Origin of the sequence: Saccharopolyspora erythraea NRRL 2338 (assembly GCF_000062885.1) — a bacterium.
Lineage (GTDB): Bacteria > Actinomycetota > Actinomycetes > Mycobacteriales > Pseudonocardiaceae > Saccharopolyspora_D > Saccharopolyspora_D erythraea.
Map to the genome: position 1 here is coordinate 7,818,673 of NC_009142.1, position 23,616 is coordinate 7,842,288.

At 69.7% G+C, this 23,616-nt stretch carries 35 protein-coding genes and 3 tRNA genes; 26 read left to right on the forward strand and 12 right to left on the reverse strand.

Going from position 1 to position 23,616, the window contains the following annotated elements; all coding sequences use genetic code 11:
- Nucleotides 1-71: 71 nt before the first annotated feature.
- Nucleotides 72-1,523 (reverse strand): MocR-like transcription factor YczR, encoded by a 1,452-nt coding sequence (gene yczR, locus SACE_RS33755; protein WP_009946170.1) that lies wholly within the window; start codon nt 1,521-1,523, stop codon nt 72-74.
- Between the two features lie 61 nt (nt 1,524-1,584).
- On the opposite strand from yczR, the gene yczE reads away from it, so the two are divergent.
- Nucleotides 1,585-2,256, forward strand: a complete 672-nt coding sequence (yczE, locus tag SACE_RS33760; RefSeq protein ID WP_031334425.1) for a membrane protein YczE — start codon at nt 1,585-1,587, stop codon at nt 2,254-2,256.
- A gap of 110 nt (nt 2,257-2,366) precedes the next feature.
- On the opposite strand, the gene SACE_RS33765 is transcribed toward yczE, so the two are convergent.
- Together SACE_RS33765 and abc-f are read right to left on the reverse strand one after the other, a co-directional pair.
- A complete protein-coding gene (locus SACE_RS33765; protein ID WP_009946167.1) occupies nt 2,367-2,714 on the reverse strand; it encodes a YciI family protein in 348 nt (115 codons plus the stop codon).
- A gap of 79 nt (nt 2,715-2,793) precedes the next feature.
- Entirely contained in the window at nt 2,794-4,437 is a 1,644-nt protein-coding gene (gene abc-f / locus SACE_RS33770) for a ribosomal protection-like ABC-F family protein (RefSeq protein ID WP_009946166.1), read from the reverse strand.
- A 597-nt stretch (nt 4,438-5,034) separates the two neighbouring features.
- Between abc-f and SACE_RS33775 the strand changes: the two genes are divergently transcribed.
- Nucleotides 5,035-5,295 carry a hypothetical protein gene (locus tag SACE_RS33775; RefSeq protein WP_203449398.1) on the forward strand — a complete coding sequence of 87 codons (261 nt, stop codon included), beginning with the start codon at nt 5,035-5,037 and terminating at the stop codon, nt 5,293-5,295.
- 4 nt (nt 5,296-5,299) lie between these two features.
- Here the strand turns inward: SACE_RS33775 and ku are convergent, their stop codons facing one another.
- Complete coding sequence (gene ku / locus SACE_RS33780) at nt 5,300-6,067, reverse strand: non-homologous end joining protein Ku (RefSeq protein ID WP_009946164.1); 768 nt, start codon at nt 6,065-6,067, stop codon at nt 5,300-5,302.
- A 339-nt stretch (nt 6,068-6,406) separates the two neighbouring features.
- On the opposite strand from ku, the gene SACE_RS33785 reads away from it, so the two are divergent.
- A complete protein-coding gene (locus SACE_RS33785) occupies nt 6,407-6,958 on the forward strand; it encodes an HDIG domain-containing metalloprotein (RefSeq protein WP_009946163.1) in 552 nt (183 codons plus the stop codon).
- Here the strand turns inward: SACE_RS33785 and SACE_RS33790 are convergent.
- Nucleotides 6,946-7,422, reverse strand: coding sequence for an NUDIX domain-containing protein (locus SACE_RS33790; RefSeq protein ID WP_009946162.1), 477 nt, complete (start codon nt 7,420-7,422; stop codon nt 6,946-6,948). The two genes, SACE_RS33785 and SACE_RS33790, sit on opposite strands and share 13 nt — an antisense overlap.
- 9 nt (nt 7,423-7,431) lie before the next feature.
- Nucleotides 7,432-8,175, reverse strand: coding sequence for a helix-turn-helix domain-containing protein (locus SACE_RS33795; RefSeq protein WP_009946161.1), 744 nt, complete (start codon nt 8,173-8,175; stop codon nt 7,432-7,434).
- Nucleotides 8,176-8,371: 196 nt separating this feature from the next.
- Between SACE_RS33795 and SACE_RS33800 the strand changes: the two genes are divergently transcribed.
- Nucleotides 8,372-8,572, forward strand: coding sequence for a hypothetical protein (locus tag SACE_RS33800; protein WP_011875231.1), 201 nt, complete (start codon nt 8,372-8,374; stop codon nt 8,570-8,572).
- Nucleotides 8,573-8,595: 23 nt separating this feature from the next.
- On the opposite strand, the gene SACE_RS37040 is transcribed toward SACE_RS33800, so the two are convergent.
- A complete protein-coding gene (locus tag SACE_RS37040) occupies nt 8,596-8,985 on the reverse strand; it encodes a GntR family transcriptional regulator (RefSeq protein ID WP_081468300.1) in 390 nt (129 codons plus the stop codon).
- A 113-nt stretch (nt 8,986-9,098) separates the two neighbouring features.
- On the opposite strand from SACE_RS37040, the gene SACE_RS33810 reads away from it, so the two are divergent.
- The 22 genes from SACE_RS33810 (at nt 9,099) to SACE_RS33910 (ending at nt 21,768) form a co-directional block, all read left to right on the forward strand.
- Nucleotides 9,099-9,392 carry a hypothetical protein gene (locus tag SACE_RS33810; RefSeq protein ID WP_009946155.1) on the forward strand — a complete coding sequence of 98 codons (294 nt, stop codon included), beginning with the start codon at nt 9,099-9,101 and terminating at the stop codon, nt 9,390-9,392.
- Complete coding sequence (locus SACE_RS33815) at nt 9,392-9,607, forward strand: hypothetical protein (protein WP_009946154.1); 216 nt, start codon at nt 9,392-9,394, stop codon at nt 9,605-9,607. The genes SACE_RS33810 and SACE_RS33815 overlap by 1 nt, the downstream gene beginning before the upstream one ends.
- A complete protein-coding gene (locus SACE_RS33820) occupies nt 9,607-10,044 on the forward strand; it encodes an RRQRL motif-containing zinc-binding protein (RefSeq protein WP_009946153.1) in 438 nt (145 codons plus the stop codon). Before SACE_RS33815 ends, SACE_RS33820 begins: the two co-directional genes overlap by 1 nt.
- Nucleotides 10,045-10,093: 49 nt before the next feature.
- A complete protein-coding gene (locus SACE_RS33825) occupies nt 10,094-10,273 on the forward strand; it encodes a hypothetical protein (protein ID WP_009946152.1) in 180 nt (59 codons plus the stop codon).
- A gap of 18 nt (nt 10,274-10,291) precedes the next feature.
- Nucleotides 10,292-10,552 carry a hypothetical protein gene (locus SACE_RS33830; RefSeq protein ID WP_009946151.1) on the forward strand — a complete coding sequence of 87 codons (261 nt, stop codon included), beginning with the start codon at nt 10,292-10,294 and terminating at the stop codon, nt 10,550-10,552.
- A gap of 46 nt (nt 10,553-10,598) precedes the next feature.
- Entirely contained in the window at nt 10,599-10,859 is a 261-nt protein-coding gene (locus tag SACE_RS33835; protein ID WP_009946150.1) for a hypothetical protein, read from the forward strand.
- 53 nt (nt 10,860-10,912) lie between these two features.
- Complete coding sequence (locus SACE_RS33840) at nt 10,913-11,173, forward strand: hypothetical protein (RefSeq protein ID WP_009946149.1); 261 nt, start codon at nt 10,913-10,915, stop codon at nt 11,171-11,173.
- A gap of 34 nt (nt 11,174-11,207) precedes the next feature.
- A complete protein-coding gene (locus SACE_RS33845; RefSeq protein ID WP_009946148.1) occupies nt 11,208-11,597 on the forward strand; it encodes a RapZ C-terminal domain-containing protein in 390 nt (129 codons plus the stop codon).
- A gap of 14 nt (nt 11,598-11,611) precedes the next feature.
- Nucleotides 11,612-11,797, forward strand: coding sequence for a hypothetical protein (locus SACE_RS33850; protein WP_009946147.1), 186 nt, complete (start codon nt 11,612-11,614; stop codon nt 11,795-11,797).
- Between the two features lie 90 nt (nt 11,798-11,887).
- Nucleotides 11,888-12,214 carry a hypothetical protein gene (locus SACE_RS33855; RefSeq protein WP_009946146.1) on the forward strand — a complete coding sequence of 109 codons (327 nt, stop codon included), beginning with the start codon at nt 11,888-11,890 and terminating at the stop codon, nt 12,212-12,214.
- On the forward strand, nt 12,211-12,444 hold the full coding sequence (locus SACE_RS33860; RefSeq protein WP_009946145.1) for a hypothetical protein: 234 nt from the start codon (nt 12,211-12,213) through the stop codon (nt 12,442-12,444). The genes SACE_RS33855 and SACE_RS33860 overlap by 4 nt, the downstream gene beginning before the upstream one ends.
- Nucleotides 12,441-13,292 (forward strand): hypothetical protein, encoded by an 852-nt coding sequence (locus SACE_RS33865; protein WP_009946144.1) that lies wholly within the window; start codon nt 12,441-12,443, stop codon nt 13,290-13,292. The genes SACE_RS33860 and SACE_RS33865 overlap by 4 nt, the downstream gene beginning before the upstream one ends.
- Nucleotides 13,289-15,469, forward strand: a complete 2,181-nt coding sequence (locus tag SACE_RS33870) for an FtsK/SpoIIIE domain-containing protein (RefSeq protein ID WP_009946143.1) — start codon at nt 13,289-13,291, stop codon at nt 15,467-15,469. The genes SACE_RS33865 and SACE_RS33870 overlap by 4 nt, the downstream gene beginning before the upstream one ends.
- Nucleotides 15,470-15,610: 141 nt before the next feature.
- Entirely contained in the window at nt 15,611-15,865 is a 255-nt protein-coding gene (locus SACE_RS33875) for a hypothetical protein (protein ID WP_009946142.1), read from the forward strand.
- Nucleotides 15,866-15,889: 24 nt separating this feature from the next.
- Nucleotides 15,890-16,066 (forward strand): hypothetical protein, encoded by a 177-nt coding sequence (locus SACE_RS38110; RefSeq protein WP_009946141.1) that lies wholly within the window; start codon nt 15,890-15,892, stop codon nt 16,064-16,066.
- A gap of 26 nt (nt 16,067-16,092) precedes the next feature.
- Nucleotides 16,093-16,356 (forward strand): hypothetical protein, encoded by a 264-nt coding sequence (locus SACE_RS33880; RefSeq protein ID WP_009946139.1) that lies wholly within the window; start codon nt 16,093-16,095, stop codon nt 16,354-16,356.
- 85 nt (nt 16,357-16,441) lie between these two features.
- Nucleotides 16,442-17,050 carry a GGDEF domain-containing protein gene (locus tag SACE_RS33885; protein ID WP_009946138.1) on the forward strand — a complete coding sequence of 203 codons (609 nt, stop codon included), beginning with the start codon at nt 16,442-16,444 and terminating at the stop codon, nt 17,048-17,050.
- 36 nt (nt 17,051-17,086) lie between these two features.
- Nucleotides 17,087-18,100 carry a bifunctional DNA primase/polymerase gene (locus SACE_RS33890; protein WP_009946137.1) on the forward strand — a complete coding sequence of 338 codons (1,014 nt, stop codon included), beginning with the start codon at nt 17,087-17,089 and terminating at the stop codon, nt 18,098-18,100.
- Nucleotides 18,101-18,126: 26 nt separating this feature from the next.
- The gene (locus SACE_RS33895; protein WP_009946136.1) at nt 18,127-18,801 is read left to right on the forward strand and encodes a DNA cytosine methyltransferase; all 675 of its coding nucleotides are present in this window, start codon (nt 18,127-18,129) and stop codon (nt 18,799-18,801) included.
- Nucleotides 18,802-18,833: 32 nt separating this feature from the next.
- Nucleotides 18,834-20,150, forward strand: a complete 1,317-nt coding sequence (locus SACE_RS33900) for a DUF3631 domain-containing protein (protein ID WP_009946135.1) — start codon at nt 18,834-18,836, stop codon at nt 20,148-20,150.
- Nucleotides 20,147-20,443: a helix-turn-helix domain-containing protein gene (locus SACE_RS33905; protein WP_009946134.1), complete on the forward strand. Its 297-nt coding sequence runs from the start codon at nt 20,147-20,149 to the stop codon at nt 20,441-20,443. The genes SACE_RS33900 and SACE_RS33905 overlap by 4 nt, the downstream gene beginning before the upstream one ends.
- Before the next feature lie 11 nt (nt 20,444-20,454).
- Nucleotides 20,455-21,768 (forward strand): tyrosine-type recombinase/integrase, encoded by a 1,314-nt coding sequence (locus SACE_RS33910; RefSeq protein ID WP_009946133.1) that lies wholly within the window; start codon nt 20,455-20,457, stop codon nt 21,766-21,768.
- 63 nt (nt 21,769-21,831) lie between these two features.
- Here SACE_RS33910 and SACE_RS33915 read toward each other — a convergent pair.
- The 5 genes from SACE_RS33915 to SACE_RS33935 form a co-directional block, all read right to left on the reverse strand.
- Nucleotides 21,832-21,908 (reverse strand) — tRNA-Phe (locus SACE_RS33915).
- Nucleotides 21,909-21,938: 30 nt separating this feature from the next.
- Nucleotides 21,939-22,015, reverse strand: a tRNA-Asp gene (locus SACE_RS33920).
- Between the two features lie 16 nt (nt 22,016-22,031).
- A tRNA-Glu gene (locus SACE_RS33925) sits at nt 22,032-22,104 on the reverse strand.
- A 366-nt stretch (nt 22,105-22,470) separates the two neighbouring features.
- Entirely contained in the window at nt 22,471-23,085 is a 615-nt protein-coding gene (locus SACE_RS33930) for a ScbR family autoregulator-binding transcription factor (RefSeq protein ID WP_009946131.1), read from the reverse strand.
- Between the two features lie 262 nt (nt 23,086-23,347).
- The gene (locus tag SACE_RS33935) at nt 23,348-23,587 is read right to left on the reverse strand and encodes a hypothetical protein (RefSeq protein ID WP_009946129.1); all 240 of its coding nucleotides are present in this window, start codon (nt 23,585-23,587) and stop codon (nt 23,348-23,350) included.
- Nucleotides 23,588-23,616 lie beyond the last annotated feature (29 nt).

Here is a 23,616-nt window from a genome sequence, read left to right on the forward strand (position 1 = left end):
GCGGCACCGGAGCCCCGCCCGGGCCACCCACCGGCACGACGAGGGGCCGTGCCGGCGGGTGGCCCGGGGTCTCAGGTGACCTGCGGCTCCAGCGCGGGAGCCGCAGCCACCTCCCCGAGCGCCGAAACCGCCTTCGCCAACCGGCGGACTGCCTCCACCAGGTGCTCTTCGGGCAGCGCGTACGGCAGCCGGACCCGTGACTCCTGGGATCCGTTGACCGCGAACCGCGAGCCCGGCGCCAACCGCACCCCGTGTTCCGCGGCGGCCATCACCAGCCTGCTGCCCATCGGAGCACCGATGTCGCACCACAGCGACAGGCCACCGTCGGGGACGCGGAAGCTCCAGTCCGGCAAGTGCTCGCCGAGCGCGGCGGCGAGGCAGTCGCGGCGCGCTGCCCATTCCTCCCGACGCCGCGCCAGGATCGCTTCGGCATCCGCCAGCAGTTCGGCGAGCACGAGCTGCTCCAGCACCGGACATCCCAGGTCCAGTTGTGCCCGGCCGACGACCATCCGCTGCACCACGTCCTCGGGCGCGCGCAGCCATCCCAGCCGCAGCCCTCCCCAGAACGCCTTGCTCGCCGAGCCGATCGTGATCACGTTGCGCTCGGCGAAACTCGCCACCGGCGGAGGCGGAGCGCTGCCGGTCAGGTCCACCTCCACCAGCGTCTCGTCGATCACGGCGGTGGTGTGGGAGCGGCGCAGCATCGCGACCAGCCTGGCCCGGTCGGCCTCGCCCATGAGCGCGCCCGTCGGGTTCTGGAATTCCGGGATGAGGTAGGCCAGCCGTGGCGAGGACTGGCGCAGCGTCGCTTCGAGCAGCTCCAGGTCCCAGCCGCCGGGCACCATCGGGACCGCGACCGGCGAGGCGTTCGTCCCGCGGATCGCTTCGAGCGAGTTGGGGTAGGTGGGGTGCTCGACGAGCACCCGTTCGCCCGGCGCGACGAGCATCCGCAGCACGAGGGCGAAGGCGTGCTGCGCTCCGTTGGTCACCAGGATCTGCTCCGGGCGGGTCGGCAGGCCGCGCCTGCTGTAGCGCTCCGCGATGCGCTCGCGCAGCACCGGGTGGCCCTGCGGGTGGTAGCCGTGCCCGGTGATCTCCTCCACCAGGCGCAGCCGCGCCCGGTCGGTGGCCTCGCCGACCTCCGGAGGCGCCGTGGGCGTCGCCTGCGCGAGGTCGATGATCTCGTTGCCGGACGCCGACGGGTACCAGCCGCCGTGCGGCGTCGGGGAGCACTTGCCGCCCGGCAGGGTCACCCACGAGCCGGCGCCGCGCCGGCTCTCGGCGAACCCGCTCTCGCGCAGCCGCTCCAGCGTCCGTGCGACGAGCGTCCGGCTCACGCCGAGGGTTTCGGCGAGGTCGCGCTCGGCGGGCAGCCTGGTCCCCGGCGGCAGCCGACCGTCCAGCACGAGCTGTTTCACGTACTGGAACAGGCTCTGCGAGGACGGCCGCTGGTCAGCGCTCCACGATCCGAGCAGCTCAGCGAGCTTGCGCCCGGTGATGTGACTTGCCGACGGGTAACCCATGAGTCCAATTATGCAATATTGGACTTCGTTTCCAATACCAATATGGGATACAACGGTGCGCATGGCCTCAACCGCACCGAACGTGGACCTGTCTCCGCTGCGCATCAGCGTCCAACCCACCAGCCGTCTGATCCGGCTCGTCGTCGGACTGGTGCTCTACGGGACGAGCATGGCCTTCATGGTCCGAGCCGGACTCGGTCTCGGCCCCTGGGACGTGCTGCACCACGGCCTCGCCCGGCTGATCGGCTGGACCTTCGGTGCGGTCACCGCCCTGACCGGCGCCGTCGTGCTGCTGCTGTGGGTGCCGCTGCGGCAGCGACCCGGCATCGGCACGGTCGCGAACGTCGTCGTCATCGCGATGTCGGTCGACCTGGCACTCGCGGTGACGCCGGCGCCGGCCGCGTTCGGCTGGCAACTGCTGATGATGATCGGCTCCGTCGTGCTCAACGGCTTCGCCACCGCGCTCTACGTCGGGGCGCGCCTGGGACCGGGGCCGCGCGACGGCTTGATGACCGGGCTTCACGCCCGCACGGGTTGGTCGGTGCGCGTGGTGCGAACCGGGATCGAGATCACCGTGCTGGCCGTGGGCTGGATCCTCGGCGGGACCGCCGGCCTCGGCACGGTGGTGTACGCCCTGGCCATCGGGCCGGTCACCCAGTTCTTCCTACCCCGTGTGGTGATCTCGAGAAAAAAGATCTCCGGTACTAGAGACATCTCGAGTACCACGAAGTAACATTGGTGTCGTCCACCTGACCCCCAGGGGTGGACTGTACGCCCCCGCACTCCCGGTGACCCCCAGGCCGGTTGAGCGCGGGGGCGTTTCCAATTGCGGCGGACCGCGGTTCAGGCCGATTCCTGCAGCGGCCTCACCTCGACCGTCTCCGGGGTCTCCAGCGCCTTGGCCAGCTCGACCGCCTCCGCGCGGTCCTCGACGTCGACGACGAACCAGCCGCCGAGCGTTTCCGACTCGCCGGCGAACGGCGTCTCGGTGACCACGTGCGAGCCGTCGGCGTCGCGCCGGACCGTGACCGGACTGCTGTGCTCGGTCTCGAACGCCTCGCCCCCGACGAGCTTGCCCGCACCGGCGACGGCGCCGATCCACTGCTCGTAGGCAGCGCGGTGCGCGGCGCGGTCCTGCCTGATCCGCTGTCGCGACGCCTCGGTCTCGACGATCACCAGCGCGAACTTCATCGGCGGCCCCTTCCGCTTCCGTGGTGCCGCGATCATCGCACCGGGGTCCGACAATCCCGGCCGGCGAACCGGCAGGGGCTCACACGTGGGATTCGGTGAGCTTGCCGTCGGCCATCTCGAGGCGGCGGGTGGTGCGGACCGCGGTGAGCATCCGGCGGTCGTGGGTGACCAGCAGCAACGTGCCCTGGTACGAGTCGAGCGCCGACTCCAGCTGCTCGATGGCGGGCAGGTCGAGGTGGTTGGTCGGCTCGTCGAGCACCAGCAGGTTGACGCCGCGGCCCTGGAGCAGGGCGAGCGCGGCCCGCGTGCGTTCGCCGGGCGAGAGCGTGGCCGCCGAGCGCAGCACGTGGTCGGCCTTGAGCCCGAACTTGGCCAGCAGCGTGCGGACCTCGGCCGGCTCGGTGTCGGGCACCGCCGCGCAGAACGCGTCGAGCAGCGACTCGGAGCCGTGGAACAGCGCGCGGGCCTGGTCGACCTCGCCGACCACGACACCGGAACCCAGCTCCGCCCGGCCGGAGTCCAGCTCGACGCGGCCCAGCAGCGCGCCGAGCAACGTCGACTTGCCCGAGCCGTTGTCGCCGGTGATCGCGACCCGGTCCGCCCAGTCGATCTGCAGCGTCACCGGGCCGAAGACGAAGTCGCCGCGCCGCACTTCCGCGTCGTGCAGGGAGGCCACGATCGCCCCGGAGCGGGGCGCGGCCGCGATCTCCATGCGCAGCTCCCACTCCTTGCGCGGCTCCTCGACGACCTCCAGCCGCTCGATGAGGCGCTCGGTCTGGCGGGCCTTGGCCGCCTGCTTCTCGGTGGACTCGGAGCGGAACTTGCGGCCGATCTTGTCGGAGTCGGTGGCCTTGCGCCGGGCGTTCTTGACGCCCTTCTCCATCCACGAGCGCTGCGTGCGCGCCCGCGCCTCCAGTGCGGACTTCTTGTCCGCGTACTCCTCGTACGCCTCGCGCGCGTGCCTGCGGGCGACCTCGCGCTCCTCCAGGTAGGCGTCGTAGCCGCCGCCGTAGAGGTTGATCTGCTGCTGGGCGAGGTCCAGCTCCAGGACCTTGGTGACGGTGCGGGACAGGAACTCGCGGTCGTGGCTGACGACGACGGTGCCGGCGCGCAGCCCGCACACGAACCCCTCCAGGCGTTCGAGGCCGTCCAGGTCGAGGTCGTTGGTCGGCTCGTCCAGCAGGAACACGTCGTAGCGGGACAGCAGCAGCGACGCGAGTCCCGCGCGGGCGGCCTGGCCACCCGACAGCGACACCATCTCCTGGTCGAGGCTCACCGACAGACCGAGCGAGTCGGCGACGCCTTCGGCGCGCTCCTCCAGGTCGGCACCGCCGAGGCCGAGCCAGCGCTCCAGGCTCACGGCGTACGCGTCGTCGGCGCCCGGCGCCCCGTCGGAGAGGGCCTGCGTGGCGTCGTCCATCGCGCGCTGCGCCGCGGCGACGCCGGTGCGGCGGGCGAGGAACCGGCGGACGGTCTCGCCGGGCCGGCGCGACGGTTCCTGCGGCAGGTGGCCCACGGTCGCGGTGGGCGGTGAGAGCTGGACCTCGCCGTGCTCCGGGGTGTCGATTCCGGCGAGCAGGCGGAGCAGCGTGGACTTCCCCGCGCCGTTCGCGCCGACGAGTCCGATCACGTCGCCGGGTGCGACGACGAGCTCGAGCCCGGTGAACAGGGAGCGGTCACCGTGCCCGGCGGCGAGGTTCCTGGCGACGAGGGTTGCAGACATCAGGCCGCCGAGAATATCAACCTGCGCAGGCATGCCGGGACCAATCAGCGGGCCACCCGGCTGCTGGACGGCGTGATCGCAGGCGCTGGGTCTCCCTGGGGCCAGTCCAACGGTCGGATGCCGAGGCCGCACGATCGCGGACCGGGAAAGAAGAAAGCCCCCACCGAGATCGGCAGGGGCTGTTCGCAGCTCTTGGTGGTGGCCAGGGGCGGGGTCGAACCGCCGACCTTCCGCTTTTCAGGTCTACGAACGGCAGTTCAGCGCCGTTCGTGTCGTACTTTTGCCCTGGTCACGGCCCGATCCGGACCTGCACTGAACGACGCTGAACATCGATGAACGAGACCAGAACTGAGACCCGGTCCTGACGTGCCAGCAGCGGCGCCATCCCGCCCGCATTCGGACGCCGCCTTGTTGGAAGGTGCGCGCACTGGCAATCAGTCGAACGTGCGTTCTATGCTTTGCGTGCTCGGTGGTGGGGAAGACCGCCGGGCCCCGCGGGCCGGTCACTGCACCCCATTGGTGGCGCGGCCCGCCCTTTACATCGGGGCGGGGTTGGTGACGAGCAGAGATGACCAATGGTGGGGTACCCGCCGGCCTGTGGGCGAGCCCAGGCCTGTGTGGGTTTACCTGCCGTTGGTCTTCCCGCCTGCGCGGGTGGTCAGCAGGGAGGTTCCGATTGGTGTCCGGGCCTACGGGATCGACAACACCGCCACCGTCCCTGGTGAGCTGCTGGCGTGGCAGTTGACCGCCACTGGCGATTGGTGGGCTCAGATCCGGCTCACCTTGCACAACCGCAACCAGCGCGGCGCGCTGGAGACCGAGCTGTGGGCGCCCGGAGCCGCCGTACGCCCGCGGTAGCAGGTCAATGGGTATCGCGGTCGCCGCTGCGCCCGGCGCGGGCGTGTTCGACGCTGGCCCGCAACGCCTGCATGAGGTCGACGGCTTCGGTCTCGCGTGGCGGTGGGATGCCGGGTTCGAGAGTGCCGCCGGCGCGTTTGGCGTCGATGAGTGCCTGGACCTGTTGCTGGTAGGTGTCGTGGTAGTCGGCCGGGTCCCAGTCGATGGCCATGGCCTCGATCAACTGCACAGCCATCCGCAACTCCTGCTCGGATGCACCGCTGTGGTCGGGCAGGCTGGCACCGAGTTCGCGGTGGGGGTCGCGGACTTCGTCGGCCCAGTGCAGCAGGTAGACCGCGAGCACCTCGTGTTCGGCCTTGAGCGCGGCGAGGTACTGGCGGTTGCGCATGACGAAGGTGGCGATCCCTGCCCGGTTGGCGGTGGCCAGGGCTTCCCGGAGCAGGCCGTAGACCTTGGTGTACTGCGGTCCAGATGGGGCGAGGTAGTAGGTGTCGCGGAAGTAGACCGGGGCGATCTCGTCGAGGTCGACGAACCCGACGATCTCCAGCGTCCGGGAGCGGCCCGGGGCGATGTCCTCCAGTTCCTTCGGGTCGACGATGACCCAGCCGTCTTCGGTGGGGTAGCCCTTGACGACCTCCTCGAAAGGCACCTCCTGGCCGGTGCGCTCGTTGACCCGCTTCTGCCGCACCCGGTCACCGGTGCCGCGCTGGACCTGATGGAAGCGAATCGTGTGCCGCTCGACCGCGGTGAACAACTGCACCGGCACCGACACCAGACCGAAACGACAGCACTCCACCCCACACCGCAGACGCCATCAGCACCACCTCCCTCCAGCCGACGTGACCGACCCCAGCACCAACTGACCACGGGAACCAGAGGCAGAGGTCACCCCTTGGCAAAACCCCCAGCCCGTCGAGAAGTCCGCTCTACGGCGATCTCAGAGGCTCTTGAGAAAGCATGTGCGGTCGCTCGTCCAGGGCCACCGGATAAGGGTCACCCCGGGTCTTGGGCCCTGTGTCGCAGCCTCAGCGGCGACGAGGCCACCCTTCTGCGTCAGCTAGCCATGCCGCGTGCCGGGCTCCTAAGCCTCCGCGCGAGGTAGCTTCGATGCATGGAGCTGGTTCCCCGCGCCGCCACGATCGCAGAGCACTTCGTCCGCCCACTTGGTCGGCGATGGCTGCACGTCCAAGCTGTCGCCGAACGCGCGCATGAACTGAGCCACGCAGTGCCGGCCGCCGACCGGGACATGCTCGTGGCGGCTGCCTGGCTGCACGACATTGGATACTCACCCGAGATTGGACACACCGGGTTCCATCCGCTCGATGGGGCGCGGTACCTGCAAGCCGAGGACTGGCCCGAGGTGCTGGTTAACCTCGTCGCGCACCATTCCGGTGCGCGGTTCGAAGCAGCAGAGCGAGGGATGGCAGGTGAGCTAGCAGAGTTCCCGTTCGACGACTCCCCGCTGCTCGACACTCTTGCGACTGCCGACCTCACGACGGGACCATCCGGCGAACGGCTGACCTACGACGAACGCATGGACGAGATCCTCAGCCGGTACTCACCCGACGACCCGGTGTATCGCACGTGGACCAAGGCGAGGCCGATCATCGCGGAAGCCATCGCGCGTACCGACCGCCGCCTTGCCGGCAGTCATCCGATGTAGGGCTCGGTCCGCGCGTCGTCGAGAGCGTGGTCGATACGGAGCCGCATAGACGGGTGGATATTGAGGCCGTTGAGGTCCGCTGGGGGAACCCAGCGGACCTCTTTGGTTTCACTGCCGTCCTCTCGCGGCGTGCCACCAATCCATCGGCCCTCGAAGCACAGAGAGAACTGCTGACGGACCTCACCGTCGTCATAAGCCATGACATGGTGCGGGTTGGTGTACGTGCCAACGAGCCTGACAACCTCAATCGTCAGCCCGGTTTCCTCCTGGACCTCGCGGACCACAGTGTCGGCGATGCTCTCTCCAGCGTCATGTCCGCCGCCGGGTAGAGCCCAGAGGTCGTTATCCACTTTGTGGATCAGCAAGATCTCGCCGCGCTCGTTCCTCACCGCAGCCGTCACAGACGGCACCACCGAGTTGGCCTCCGGCGCGTTCGGATCGTTGAAGTAGTCCACCCTTGCCATTCGTGCCTCCTACGTCGGTTCGGGCGTGGCCTGCTCCCACACCCGGTCAAAGGACTCCATGTAGTGCTTCCACATCCGACCACCAGGCAACTCGCGAAGGTGCATGACGGGGTTCTGTCCGGCGAGCGCGCCGAAGGCATGTCCGTTCACGAGCAACTGTCCGTCGAACCGGTAGAGCGAGTTGTAGAGGATCGTTCCGTGTGTCCGCACATCGACCTTGGGCAGGCCCGACACCTCGCTCAGGTAACGGCGCATCATCTGCACGCGGCCTTCGAGCCCACCCGTGGTGCCTTCCTCCATGGCTCGTTGGACGACTGCGGGCGATTTCTCATCCCCGACCACGAAGCGGAACTGAACGCCTTGTTCGGCCTTCTGTCGGACGATCGGGATGATGTTGTGCTGCTCGACAAGGAACTGCCCCGAGAAGACGAGGACCTCCATCCTCTCCTTCACGCCAGCGATCAGCTCGTTCCACAGCGAGTACGGCACGTCCGAACGTGTCGGGTAGAGGTGGACCAGCTCGGTCTGCTTGGTCGGCTGCGTATGGAGGTCGCCCGCCAGGTCAGGCCATAGGTGTACCTCGTCGATGCTTAGCAACCCCGCAAGCTTCTTCCGCGTCGATCGGTGCGGCTTCCGGCCGTCGTGGGTGATCCACCGCTCGACGGTCTTGCGGTCGACCTGTAGACGTTCTGAAACGTCCTCGATCGTCAGCCCCGCAGCGTTGAAAGCTGCACGTAGGCGGTCATTCGGCACTCTGCCCGCTCCCCTCGCGGGACGTTCCCAGGACGGATTGGGACGTTACCCGGTCGATCAGAACGTCTTCAAGATCCCTGCAAAGGCCGTGGGAGCGTCCCGCGAATTGCCGTGAACTAGAGCCATCCCAGGAGAAACCAACTCCAACAACCGGCGCCCTCCAGGGCAACGGCGGAGAGAGCTTAAGGAGATGGCGATGGCCAAGAGTCCGATTCCGATGATGAAGACCGGCGGCGGTCTTCTACCGAAGTTCGTTGGCGCGCTGCTCACGCTGGCGTTCCTCGCCATGGTGATCAAGCAGCCCGCCGCCGCGGCCGAGATGCTGACCGGCGCGGGCGCGGCACTCGGCGCGGCGGTGGAAGGGCTCATGAGCTTCCTGCTGCAGCTCGGAAAGTAGAGAGCGCTCATGGCGAAGTCCTGCTACGTCGTGTCGCTCCCCGACCGTTCGGCGAGCATTGCCAGGCGGGCTTCGAGGTCGGCCAGCTCAGCGCTGACGCGGTCGACCTCGACCCGGAGGCCGACGACGGCTTGGCGAACGGCGTTGATCTCCCCTGCGACGTCGACGTCTTCCGTGCGATCACGGACCTGCGCGCCAACGTGCCGCTTGATCGTCACGAGGCCCGCGTCTCGCACCAGCTTCACCGCGGCGATCGCCGTGTTCACCGCCACGTCGTAGTGATCGGCGAGCTGGCGATACGGCGGCAGTGAAGCGCCAGGAGCGAACTCGTCAGCCTCGATCCGAGCGATCAGGTCATCGGCGACACGTCGGCTAGCTGGGCGTTTGTCTTCGGACTCAGCGCTCGCACTCACGTGATCAGCCTACCCAAAACGTCTTGAGACATCCGGTTGACAAGGCCACCCCCAACCCTTAATGTCTCAACACATCAAGGATGTCTCAAGACATCAGAGCTTAGGAGAACGACATGGAGTACCTGGACTTCGAGCCGTCGGCAGATGAGCTGGCGACCTGCGAGGCAGAGCTGGAGGACTGGGAGCGGCTGGCCGTACGGGACTACTGGGCCGCGGTCATCGCCGAAGAGTTGGGAGCCCCCGAGCCGCAGGCTCGGCCGTCGGTGTGGCGGTCGATGGGCCCGGGCGAGCGGGAGCGCTTGCGCCGCACCGCGCGGCGGGCGGCCAACACCACGCTGCGACTGGTGGCCGACAACGTCGCGGTCGAGCAGGGCTCGGCAGCTCCCAACTTCGGGGAGGCGGCGTGATGGCCGGCCTCGAGCCTGTCGACATCACGGCGCTGACACGGACGTCGATTCCGCTGGAGGCGGTGAACCGCTTCAACGGCGGAACGGTGTGGAGCACGTGGGGACAGTTCCACCTCGCTCCGTGCGACTGCCACAGCCTCTACTGGTCTGACCGCGACGTCTTCTACGTCCGCGACGGGGAGTTCTACGCGTGCCCGCTGTGGGGGACCGAGTGATGGCGCGGCAGTGGCCGATCGTCAAGACGGTGCTGTGGGACGGCACGTGGGAGTTCTGCCACGGCCACCTCGACGGGCTGCCGGTGTTCGCCTGGCGCGGTCGCCCTTGCTCGGTCCCGTCCCGGCTCGAGCTGGCCACCCGCCGCCAGCTCCGGCAGATGGGCCTGTGCCCCGGTGGGGCGGATCCGGTGGCGCTGCTGCGGTTCCGCCACCGCCAGCCCTACCGGCGCGAAGAGCTTGCCGAGCTGTTCCGCATCGACCTGGCCAAGCCCAAGCGCACCGCCACCCCCGCGCAGCGGGAAGCGATCGAGCGGGCGCTGACCGCCCGTCGTACGTGCCCGACCTGCCCGCCCGGGCAGCAGGTCAAGCCCTACTACCTGCCGACCTCGGCCGGGCAGTGCTGGGACTGCTACCTGCCCGACACCGCCGCGGCCTGACGAACCACACAGCACCAACACGACCCATCGCATCAGGAGAACGAGCGTCATGTCCGAGCCCCGCATCCAGATCGGCGGCAAGACCTACACCAGCGAGAACTGGCACGAGATCGCCGAGGACCCGAACGTCACCCCGGCCAACGGGCAGGTCGTCAACGTCGCCCACGGCGACAACCACGGCATCCAGGCCGGCGCCATCCACGGCGGCATCACCTTCAACCGCAACTGACCCTCAGGGAGAGATTTCGTGTCCAGCATCGACGACATCCGCAGCGTGCTGTCGCAGGCCAACCTCCAGTCCGGCGAGGTGATGGCCACCCTCGTCGAGTCCCAGCGCCACATCGAGGCCCTGGCCAACATGGTCGCCACCGTCACCCAGGGCTCGGACAACGAGCTGGTGCAGCGGGCCCTGGCCACCTTCGGCCTCGCCCGGACCCAGCTCTCCGAGGTCGTCGGCGTCATCCACGACGGAACCGACCACCTCAGCAACTACCAGCAGACCCTCTGACCCCGTTCCCCCAGCACACCAACCCCTTCTTCAGGAGGAAGCCGTCATGGCCGGTATCGAAGACGTCCGCGCGAACCTGTCCGCCGCCACCACCCAGGCCAGCGAAGCGCTCTACGCGCTCAAGCAGGCCGCGCTGACCATCAACGAGGTCCAGCGCGTGCTCGACGACACCGTGGCCAGCAGCGCCCGGGAGTCGGCCCAGCACGCCATCAGCGCGTTCCACCAGGCGTTCAGCCAGGCCGAACAGGCCCAGGAGCTGGTGATCTCCGGCAGGGACTCGATCGACACCTACGCCGCCCAGCTCTAACCCCACCCGCACATCCACCCGCTCTGTCGAGAACGCGAGGAGAACGAACCGCAATGTCGAGCATCGAACAGGTCCGCGCCGCCATGCAGTCCGCCACCTACCGCACCGAACAGGTCGTGGCCGCGCTGCAGTCCTCCGCGCTGGAGCTGGACCAGATCGACGCCCTGCTGCAGAACGTCGGCCAGGGCAGCAGCAACGAGCACTACAACCGCGGCGCGCTGGCGCTGATCCAGGCCACCGAACCGCTGCGGCAGGCCCTGGAGCTGGTGCGCACCGGCGAGACCGACCTCAACACCTACGCCGCCCAGATCTAGCCGCCCGCCTGCGAGTCCGAAAGGGACCACCACCGTGATCCAGCTCGCCATTACCAGCTTCGGCTACCTCCACGGCCCCGCGCCGGAGGCCACCGCCGTCATCGACCTGCGCAACCACCTGCGCGACCCCCACGTCGACCCCGCCTTCCGCCAGCTCACCGGCTTCGACCTCGCCGTGCACGACAAGGTCCTGGCCGCGCCCGGCGCCGCCAATATGCGCGTAGCCCTGGCGGAGTTGGCCGCCGCCCTGCTCCACACCGGGAGCGAAAAGCTCGTGACCATCGCCCTGGGCTGCGCCGGCGGACGCCACCGCTCCGTCGTGCTGGCCAACGACCTGGCCAACGTCATGCGTGTCTGCGGCTGGCAGGGCGAACTCGAACACCGCGACATCGACAAGCCCGTCATCCACCGCACCACCAAGTGAGAGGAGCACATCCGATGAGCCTGAGGAGTCGGAACTGGGACCGCTCGCCCGAAACCGAGGGTGACCGCCGCTTCCACGACCTGCGCGACAGCGGCTACACCGGCCCGATCGACCAGGACGGAAACCCCGTCACCAGCGGCCGGGACGCCGACATCCTCCGCCGCATGGCCGAGGAACGCGGCGAAACCGTCGACTGGTGACCCCGCCCCGGCCCGGCAGCCGCAACCACCACGAAGCACCTGCCGGGCCGGGCTCCCCACTGATCCTTCGAATCTGCAAGGAGAAGCCCGATGCTAGACCCCGAGACCGGCGACGTGACGGTCACGATCCCCGCTGACCTCGCGGCCAAGCTGAGCGGCGCCTACGAGGCGTGGCGCGCCGCCCTCGACGACGTCGACGCCAGCGGCGTCGACACGGACCCAACCCATCTGGCTGCCCTGTGGCGGGCCCGCTCGCGTACCGAGCTGGCTCTCGCCGATGTCTACGGCGAGTTGGCCTACTCCGTCGGCCCGTTCGTGCCCCTGATCAATGCGGTGTTTCGCGGCGTCGACGCCTGCCGAGGCGCCGCCGACCGCTACGTCGGGATCGCCGAACGCCTCGAAGGGAGGGCGTCGTGAATCGCGTCTTCTCGATGCTGCGAGTCGCGGTCCGCTTCACGGGCTGGGTGGCGGTCCCGGTGCTGCTGCTGGTGGCGCTGTCGCTGCTGTCCGGCGTGGTGCGCACGACCGCCCTGGGCGCCTTCTGTGTGGTCGTGGCGCTCAAGGCCGCGATGACCGTGCTCGACCTGGTCGGCGAGTACGCCCCGAACCCCCGTTACGGCTTCCGATTGGAGGTGACCGGTCGATGACCGCGGCGAAGAGTGCCTACCCAGTGCCGGTGGACGAGCTGCTGCCGCAGGCCCGCCAGCTCGCCGACGACCTGGGCACGATCCCGCCCCGCAACCGGCTGATGTCCGAGCTGAAGATCGGGGCACCGAAGGCCAACGCACTGCTGGACAAGCTCAAGGCCGACCCGGACCCGGCCACGGCCCGTCCGGCGGGTCTGCACCTGGTGGCTGAGGGCCGGGCTCTGCCCGAGTCGACGACCGAGCCGGACCCGGTCAGCGACGCCCCTGCCGAGCCTGCCGCACCGACCCCGTCGGTTCCGGGGGCGGACCCGGCCACGGTCGAGGCGCACACCCCGGCGGCGGAGGGGTCGTCGGAGCAGGTCACTGCGCCCGCAGACCCGGGCACGCCCCCGGGCGAGGTCCGGGAGCGCAAGGCGGTGTCGACGTGGCCGGTGCTGCTGCTGGCGCTGCCGGCGTTCGTGGCGATCTGGTCGGGCTGGGTGGGCCTGGGCGGGCTCACCGGGTTCGGGATCGTGCACCCGCTTCCGGGGATCTGGGACGAGTTCGAACTCAACACCGCGATCACGCTGCCGATCGGGGTGGAGACCTACGCCGCCTACGCCCTGCGGGTCTGGCTCTCCGGGCAGGTCCCGGCGCGAGCCCGCCACTTCGCGAAGGTCTCCGCGCTGGGCTCGCTGGCCCTGGGCGCGCTCGGACAGATCGCCTACCACCTGATGACCGCGGCAGGCATGACCGCCGCCCCGTGGTGGATCACCACCATCGTCGCCTGCCTTCCCGTGGCCGTGCTCGGCATGGGCGCCGCCCTGACCCACCTGCTGCACACCCCCGACCTGGAGGTGACCCGATGACCACCCACGACCACGAGCCCCAGCACACCCCCGAGGTCACCGAACCCGACACCGAGGCGCAGGTGTTCCACCTGCCCGTCGAACGCGCCGAGCCCGCCGACACCGCAGGTGCCGGTGAGGGTGAGGGTGAGGTGATCGAGGGCGAGATCGTCGAGCCGCCCCAGGTTGACCAGCCCGAGCCCCGCGGCACCGGGTCCGCGCTGGCGCGGACGGAGAAGCGCGAGCCGATCCTTCCCAGTTGGGCCAAGGACTCCCAGGAGTTCGCCGACACCGCACGGTGGGCGCTGGGCTATGCCGGACATACCGCCGGGTTTCACGCGGTGCGCTGCCCGGTCTACATCGCCCGCATCATCGCCCGGGTGCCGCAGGGCACGCTGCGGCTGCTGCGCGGGCTGGCTCGATGGTTGACCGACGCCGAAGGCCGCCCGGTGCGCAACGCCGCGGCCCGTCGCGAGGACGCCACGGAGTACCTGAAGCTGTCCACGCAGCGCGACGGGCGGATCCGCTCCCGCGCGGTCCTCACGGCCGGGCTGGGGGCGGCCGGCATCGCGGCGTTCCTGCTCGGCCGGGCGATGCTGCCCGAGCTGGTGCAGTGGTCGATCGTGGCCGCCGCGATCGGTGGGCTGGGCTGGCTCGGTGCTCCGGCGGACAAGCCGATCGCCAGCCGGGCGATCGAGGCCACCCGGGTGCCCAAGCTGACCAGCGACGCGGTGACCCGCGCGCTGGCTGCGCTGGGGATTTCCCAGATCAACCAGGCCATGGGCAAGGGTGGGGAGGGCATCGGCTACCCGCGGCCGATCAGCCGCGATGGCAAGGGCTGGCGCGCCGACATCGACCTGCCCCACGGCGTGACCCCGGGCGACATCATGGACCGCCGCGAAAAGCTCGCGTCCGGTCTGCGGCGCCCGACCGGCTGCGTGTGGCCCGAGTCCGACAACGCCGAGCACGCCGGTCGGCTGGTGCTGTGGGTCGGTGACCAGGACATGCGCAAGGCCAAACAGTCCGCGTGGGCGCTGCGCAAGGGCGTGCAGGTCGACCTGTTCCAGCCCCAGCCGTTCGGCACCGACCAGCGCGGCCGGTGGGTCGACCTGCGGCTGATGTTCACCAGCGTCGCGATCGGCGCGATTCCCCGCATGGGCAAGACCTTCGCCCTGCGCGAGCTGCTGCTCATCGCCGCCCTGGACCCGCGCGCCGAGCTGCACACCTACGACCTCAAGGGCACCGGCGACCTCGACCCGCTGGAGAAGGTCACCCACGCCCACGGTGTCGGCGATGACGACCTGGACCTGCACCTGGCCGACATGCGGGCCGTGCGCACCGAGCTGCGGCGACGGGCCAAGCTCATCCGGCAGTTGGCCAAGCAGGGCCTCGCCCCGGAGAACAAGGTCACCCCGGAGCTGGCCTCCACGAAGTCGCTGGGCCTGCACCCGATCGTCATCGGCGTGGATGAATGCCAGGTGTGGTTCGAGCACGCCAAGTACGGCGAGGAGTTCGAAGAGATCTGCACTGACCTGGTGAAACGGGGTCCGGCGCTGGGAATCATCATCATGCTGGCCACCCAGCGCCCGGACGCCAAGAGCCTGCCCACCGGCATCTCGGCGAACGTCTCCACCCGGTTCTGCCTGAAGGTGCAGGGCCAGACCGAAAACGACATGGTGCTGGGCACCTCGAAGTACAAGCAGGGCGTGCGGGCCACCACGTTCGCCTGGGCCGACAAGGGCATCGGTTACCTGGTCGGCGAGGGCTCCGACGCCCAGATCGTGCGCACCGTCGCCGGACTCGACGGCCCCGCCGCCGAAAAGGTCGCCGCCTACGCCCGCCACCTGCGCGAGCAGGCCGGAACCCTGTCCGGACACGCCATCGGCGAGACCGTCACGTCCGATGAGGACCACCGCCGGGACACGCTGCTGGACGACATCCTCGCCGTGACCCCGGAAACCGAGGCGAAGGTGTGGAACGAGACCACCGTGGCCCGGCTCGCCGAGCTGCGCCCCGAGGTCTACGGGAGCTGGGAAGCCGACCAGCTCTCCGCCGCGCTCAAGCCCCACGGCATCCGAGCCAACCGTCAGGTGTGGGGCACCGACGAGAGCGGCGAGGGCCGCAACCGCCGCGGCTTCCACCGCGACGACATCACCAAAACCGTCACTGAACGTGACCGAGGACGGGAAGCGAGCTAGCCCCCGCCGGGTCGCTAGGTCTAGCGGCCGGCCCCGCTAGACCTAGCGGCTCCGCTAGCAACCCATCTCCACCGCCACCAGCGCCCTAGTCCCTAGCGGCGCCTGGCCAAACACGCCCAAAAACGCCTGCTGGAGGCACCTTTGACCCCCGCCGACCTCGCTAACACCAGCCTGACCCTGCTCCTCGGAATGGTCACGCTCTGTTACTCGCTGGTGTGTGTGATCTGGCCGTTCAAGGACTGCCGCACCTGCCGCGGCACCGGCCGCCTCCGCTCCCCGTTCCTGCGCAGCTACCGCCTCTGCCCCGCCTGCGAAGCCACCGGCCTGCGGCTGCGCACCGGACGCAAAGCCGTCAACGCCCTGCGCCGCGTCCACCGCCGCAACCGCGGCCACTGAACCGGCAACCGGAAGGACACCACCGTGATGCACATCGTCGGCAGCGCCCGCTCCGCCCTGCACCAGCTCGGACTCACCAGCGCCAAGACCCTCTGCGGCAAAAAGCTCCGCCAGCCAGAGGACGGCGCCGCGAAGAACGCCCCGCTGTGCCCGGAGTGCTACCGCCGCTCCGGTTGGACCCACGACAAGCGCCGGCAGTGAACACCCTCCAGAAAGGACACATCGCCATGAGCAGGCATCGCCTCGAACCCCGCAACCCCAACAACGTTCGCGAGGTGGTCGTCGGCTGGGACTCGCCCATGCGGACCTTCTACGCCGTCGTCGAAGACCACAGCGGCGCCATCCCGGTCGACCTCGGCGACTCCATCGAGCCCGTGCTCCGTCCCGGGGCCGTGCTCGATGCGGTCCGCCCCTACGCCGCCATCCCGCCCGGCCTCGACGACGAGCTGCTGCGCGACGCGCTGGCCGACCCCGGCATCCGCGCCGCCTGACCCGAACCCCGTCCACGCGGCCCCGCCCGCCATTCCGCCACAGAACCCGGGCGGGGCCACCACCCCTCAAAGATAGGTAACCGTCATGTTCGCAGAGATCGCCATCCCCGTCCTTACCGGCGGATGGGCCGCCGTCGCCACCGCCACCACCATCAACTACCGACGCCGCACGCTGACCGACCCGGTCACCGGCATCGGCAACCGCGCCGCCCTCTACCGCACCGCCCGCCGCACCACCGCCCGCAGCGGGCTCGTCGGACTGCTCATGGTCGACCTCGACCGGTTCAAGCAGATCAACGACACCCACGGCCACCCCTTCGGCAACCGCGTCCTGACCGCCATCGCCACCCGCCTGATTGAGAACACGCTGCGCGGGGAGCGCGCGGTGCGGCTGCACGGCGACGAGTTCGCGATCTGGCTCGGACGCATCACCTCCACCGCCCGCGCCGAAGGCCGCGCCCTCCAGATCGCCGACGCCCTCGCCGAACCCCTCCAGATCGGCGGCCGTCGGCTCGTGGTGCCCGGCAGCGTCGGCGTCGCCGTCGCCCCCGCCCGCACCCCACTCGGCGAACTGCTGAACACCGCCGACCAGCACATGTACCAGGTCAAGGCCACCCACCACCTGCCCGCACTGCCCGCCGGCGAGCCGCGGCGCGCCCGCGACCGGGCCACCCCGCCCGACCACGCCGCCTGAAACCCGACCACACCCACGACAGGAGGTGACTCCGCGATGACCGACCCGATCCGGCTCGCGCACTGGCTGATCGAGCACGGCATGTACGTCTTCCCGCTGCGCCCCTACTCCAAGCGCCCGTTCGGCAACTGCCGCCGCTGCAAGGACAACCGCTGCACCCAGCCGTGCCCGTGCCTGACCGCCGACCGTCCCTGCCACGGCTACCTCGCCGCCACCAACCAGCACCGCCGGGCCCGCCGCTGGTTCACCCGTATGCCGGCAGCCAACGTCGGCATCAGCACCGACCTCTCCGACACGGTCGTGCTCGACCTCGACCGCAAGCCCAAGGCTCCCGCAGCCGCCGCGCACGACGTGCCCATCCTCGTCGCCGACGGATTGGGAGCCCTCGACGCAATCACCACGCACGAGGGCGCCGACTGGCCCGACACCCTGACCATTGCCACCCCGTCCGAAGGGCGACACCTGTACTTCCGCCGCCCTGCGGGGTTGGAGGTCGCCAGCGACGCCAACGGCCGGGTCGGGCACCAGATCGACATCCGCGCCCAGGGTGGCTACGTCGTCGCCCCCGGCTGCCAGATCACCGCACCACCCGAAGACGTCTTCGGCACCTACACCCGCGTATCGACCACAGTGGACATCGCACCGCTGCCGGACTGGCTGCGCCCTCGGGTCACCCCGCCACCCGCGACACCGACCGGACCGGGGAAGGCTCCCAACCTCGGGCGAATCCGTCACGGGGACGGTCATGAGCCCGGTTACTGGAAAACGGTGTGGAAGAGCGTGCTCGACAAGGTCGAGTACGAGGACGGCGAGCGCTGGAAGTTGGTCTACAACGCCGCCCGCCGCCTGGCCAACCTCGCCGTGCACGACGGCGCCCCCTGGACCGAGCACGAGGTGCTCGACGAGCTGGAGGCCGCCGCGATCCGCCGCCGCGAGCACACCGGCAAACCCACCGAGCCCGCCACCGCACGCCGCAACGCCCAGCGCGGCTGGGACCGCGGCACCCACGACGGCCCCGACTCCCTGATCGGCCTGGGCGGCGCGGCATGAGCCCGACATCCCGGAAGGAATCCCTCGTGACCAGCCCACGGCTTCTGGACCTGTTCTGCGGCGCCGGCGGCGCCGGCAAGGGCTACGCCGACGCCGGATTCGACGTCGTCGGCGTCGACATCGCCCCCCAGCCCGACTACCCGTTCGAGTTCCACCAGGCCGACGCGCTGACCTTCCTCGCCGCCCACGGCACCGAGTTCGACGTCGTGCACGCCTCGCCTCCGTGCCAGGCGTCCAGCGCGTTGACCAAGGGCACCAACCGCGGCCGGTCTTACCCCCAATTGATCCCCCAGACCCGCACCGCCCTGGTGCAGCTCGGGGTGCCGTGGGTGATCGAGAACGTCGCCGGCGCCCCGATCCGCAAGGACCTCATGCTCTGCGGCGAGATGTTCGGCCTCGCCGTCCTGCGGCACCGGTTCTTCGAGCTGGGCGGCTGGACCACGCCGAGACCCCCGCACCCCGCCCACCGTGGCCGGGTCTCCGGAATGCGCCACGGCCAGTGGTTCACCGGCCCCTACTTCGCCGTCTACGGCGACGGCGGCGGCAAAGGCACCGTCGCCCAGTGGCAGCAGGCCATGGGCATCACCTGGACCGACGTCCGCAAGTCCCTCGCCGAAGCCATCCCGCCCGCCTACACCCACCACCTCGGCACCGCACTACTGGCCGCCCGCGCCGCCAGCCCTGCGGCGACGGCCGCATGACCACCCGATCCGCACCCGATGGAGGTGAGCACGTGACCACACCCGCTCAGCAGCCCAGCGACGGCGCCGTCCTGCTCGACGAACTGCACGCCACCCTGACCAAATTCGTGATCCTGCCCAGCCCGCAGGCCATCGACGCCGTGGTGCTCTGGATCGCCGCCACCCACGCCCAACCCGCCTGGGCCCACGCCCCCCGCCTGGTCATCCGCGCCCCCGAGAAGCGCTGCGGCAAGTCCCGACTGCTCGACATCGTCGAAGGCACCTGCCACGAGCCGTTCCTGACCGTCAACGCCTCCCCCTCCGCCGTGTACCGGTCGATCAGCGACGACCCGCCCACCATGCTCGTCGACGAGGCCGACACCATCTTCGGCCCCGACGCCGGCACCAACGAAGAAGTCCGCGGGCTGCTCAACGCCGGACACCAGCGCAACCGACCCGCCAAGCGCTACGACGCCGCATCCGGCCGCGTCGAGTCCATCCCCACCTTCGCCATGGCCGCACTAGCCGGAATCGGCGCCATGCCCGACACCATCGAGGACCGCGCCGTCATCGTGCGCATGCGGCGCCGCGCCCCCGGCGAAACCGTCGCGCCCTACCGGCACCGCCGCGACCGCCCACACCTGACCGCGCTCGCGAAGCGGCTCGCCGCCTGGCTCCGCGCCTCGATGCCCGACCTCGAACGCGCCGAACCCGACATGCCGCTGGAGGACCGGGCCGCCGACACCTGGGAACCGCTCATCATCGTCGCCGACCACGCCGGCGGCGACTGGCCTACCCGAGCCCGCAACGCCGCGGTCGACCTGCTGGCCGAAGCCGCCGACAACGACCAAGGCTCCCTGCGGACCCGGCTGCTCGTCGACTGCCGCACCGCATTCGGTGACCACCCCACGCTGTCCACCACCGAACTGCTGCGCCAGCTCAACTCCGACCCCGAAGCACCCTGGCCCACCTACGGCAAGACCGGACTCAACGCCGCCAAGCTCTCCAAGCTGCTCGCCGAATTCGACATCCGCTCCGCCAACGTCCGCTTCCCCGACGGCACCCAGGCCAAGGGCTACCAGCGAGCCCACTTCTTCGACGCCTGGACCCGCTACTGCCCCGACGCCCCGCACGACCGGCCAGAGGGGGTGCCGTCCCAGCCGTCCCAAGCGTCCCACCGCAGGTCAGAGCGGGACGGCTTGACCCTCTGGGACGGCATCAGCCGTCCCAACGACGAACCCGACCCAGACCTCTGGGACGGCACAAGCCGTCCCACCGCACCGAGCCGTCCCAGCCTGACCTGCATTGGGACGGCTGGGACGGCTGGGACGGACACCCCTCCCAGCACTAACACCAAGGGGGCCGCATGACCACGAACGTCACCCAACTCGCCGCCACGCTCGCCTCGCTCGCGGCCCTGCTCGCCGAACAGCAGCCCGCCCCGGAACCCGAGCCCGAACCGGCCGCCCGCAGGCTGCCCAACCGCGTGCTGCTCACGGTCGAGGAAGCGGCCAAGCAACTGGGGCTCGGCAGGACCAAGACCTACGCGCTGGTGGCGTCTGGCGAGATCGAATCTGTCCGGATCGGTCGGCTCAGGCGCATCCCGCGCACCGCCATCGACGACTACGCCGCCCGACTCATCGCCCAGCAGAGCGCCGCCTGAAGGGAACCACTATGGAACAAAAGCGCACCCGAAACCCCAACGGTCGATCGACGATCTACCTCGGGAACGACGGCTACTGGCACGGCCGCGTCACCATGGGCATCGGCGACGACGGCAAGCCTGACCGGCGCCACGTCAAGCGCAAGGACAAGGACGAAGTTGTCGAGGAGGTCGGCAAGCTCGAACGGGAGCGGGACTCCGGCAACGTCCGCAAGAAGGGCCAGCCGTGGACAGTCGAGCGGTGGCTGACGCACTGGGTGGAGAGCATCGCGCCGCTGACCTGCCGGTACAAGACCATGCGGGGCTACCAGACGGCCGTGTACAAGCACCTCATCCCCGGTTTGGGCGCGCACAGGCTCGATCGGATCCAGAACCATCCGGAGTACTTCGAGAAGTTCTACCTGCGAATGATCGAGTCGGGACTGAAGCCGGCGACGGCTCACCAGGTACACCGCACGGCGCGAACGGCTTTCGGCGAGGCGTACAAGCGGGGACGCATCCAGAGGAACCCGGTTTCGATCGCAAAGGCACCTCGGGTGGAAGAGGAGGAGGTCGAACCGCTTGAGGTCGAGGACATGCAGCTGGTCATCAAGGCCGCCCTGGAACGCCGAAACGGCGTCCGCTACGTCATCGCACTGGCTCTCGGAACTCGGCAGGGCGAATCGCTCGCGCTGAAGTGGCCGCGGCTGAACCGGCAGAAGCGCACGCTGCGGATCACCAAGGCACTCCAACGTCAGACGTGGAAGCACGGGTGCTCTGACCCGCATCGGTGCGGCGCGACCTACCACAAGACCGAGCCGTGCAAGGCGGCCTGCAAGCGGCACACGCGAGCTTGTCCGCCGCCATGCCCGCCAGCTTGCACCGAACACGCCCGGTGGTGCCCGCAGCGAACCGGTGGCGGGCTGGTCGAGGTCGACGTCAAGTCGAGGGCTGGACGACGGACCGTGACGCTGCCCGACCAACTGTTCGACTTGATCCTCAAGCACGAAAAGCTTCAGGGGGCCGAACGGGAGCTCGCGGGCACGGAGTGGCACGACGGCGAGTGGATGTTCACCCAGCCCAACGGCAAGCCGATCGATCCACGTCAGGACCTCGACGAGTGGAAAGCAATCCTTGTTGAAGCCGGAGTCCGCGAGGCGCGGCTACATGACGCACGGCACACCGCCGCGACTGTGCTGTTGGTCCTCGGAGTGCCCGACCGGGTCGTGATGGAGCTGATGGGCTGGTCGTCCGTCACCATGAAGCAGCGGTACATGCACGTCATCGACTCCGTCCGGAACGACGTAGCGGACCGCCTGAACACCTACTTCTGGGGCACCAACTGAGACCCAGACTGAGACCCAAAACGCCCCCGTCGAGATCGACGGGGGCGTTTTGGCAGCTCTTGGTGGTGGCCAGGGGCGGGGTCGAACCGCCGACCTTCCGCTTTTCAGGCGGACGCTCGTACCAACTGAGCTACCTGGCCGTTCGCGCCCGGCTCAAAGCCGAACCGCTGTGGCGACCCAGACGGGACTCGAACCCGCGACCTCCGCCGTGACAGGGCGGCGCGCTAACCAACTGCGCCACTGGGCCATGTTCTGTTGTTGCGTACCCCCAACGGGATTCGAACCCGCGCTACCGCCTTGAAAGGGCGGCGTCCTAGGCCGCTAGACGATGGGGGCTTGGCCGATTCGGAACCGACCCGGCCTCGCCTCCAACCGGCTTTCCCTTTCGGGGCGCCCCGTTGGGAGCAGTGAAAGCTTACGACACACCCCCCAGCGCCCCACAACGGGGGGGTCCCCAAACCTCACGAGCCCCCGCGCGGCCCACGCCCGCCGGTCACGTCGGTCGCCACCATATGCCATCTGACCAGCCTTTTCCATCGCCTATCCTCAGTCGGCCCACTGCCCCGCCTCCGCCGCCCAGCGCCCCCACAGGCGGCTCCAAGGGCCGATTCGGACCTGAAAGCAGGCCTCGGCGAATATTGTGATCCACGTCTCATGATCAGAGCGGCGGGCAGGACTACTGAGCGGCAGCGCGCCGGGAGATCAGCGGGGGCGTTCGTCGGGCGGCTGGAGCACCGGGTTGGTGCGAAGCCACTCCGGGGTCGCGGCGCCGCGCAGGACGATCCGCCACACCTCGGCGGTGCGCCCGGTGGACACCGCGCCGCGATCGATCGTCCGAGCGCCTACAAGCGCCGAGTACACCACCCGCGCGAGCGCGCGGGGATCGACCGTCGGCAGGAGGTACCCGCGGTCAGCGGCGCGGTCGAGCAGCTCGGTCAGGACCCGCTCCCAGTCCGGCGGGTCGGCGGCCTCGATCTCGCGCCGGCAGGCCAGTCGCATCCCGGCCCGCGTCGCCACGTCCTCGTCGAGCACCGCGAGCAGCTCGTCGACCAGGCCGATCGCCGTGGACAACGGGTCGAGACCCCGGCGGACCCAGCGCCGCCAGAGCGCGGGCCAGCGTTCGCGCTGCTCCCGGACGAGCACCCGCGCGACGTCTTCCTTGGACGCGAAGTGGAAGTAGAAGGCGCCCTTGGTGACCCCGCCGCGACGCAGGATGCCGTTGAGCGTGGTCGCCTCGTAGCCGACGCGGTCGAACTCCTCCGCGGCCGCGACCAGGATCGTTCGCCGAGTGGCTTGCGCCCGACGCTGCTGGGGCATGACGCGGCTCCGGCGACTCCGGCGTCGGCCGCGGCCTGCCTGACCTCAGCGTCGCGGCCCACGAACAGTTGATCAACTACGCCGCGAAGTTACCGCGTGGGCCCGCCCGGTGCCTATCCGGTGTTCGGCGGCCGCACATCCGCCGAGCCGACCTGGCGGCCCCGGAAAAAGAGACCGACAGGTATGTTTTCCCGCGGTGGCCGCTTGCCGGCCGCCGCGTTCGGTGTGAGCCGCAGACCGGGGGGTGTGCGGCTCACACCGATCACCGGGTGACCGGTGCCTCCCCGTCCCCGTCCGGGACCAGGCCAAGCATGTCGAGCAGCAGGCGGCAGTCGGCCGCGTTCTCCGCCCGGCGCGCGACCGCGATCCGCGCCCGGTGGACCTGCTCGGGTGATATCCGGTTGGGTTCCCCGCTGCGCTGAGCGGGCACGCCGGAACCGGACCGCGACAGCCCGTCTTCCTGTTGCCACAAGAACTTTCTTACGTCGAGCGACCCGTACATGGTGCCTCCCCGCTCGGGTTTCGCCGCAG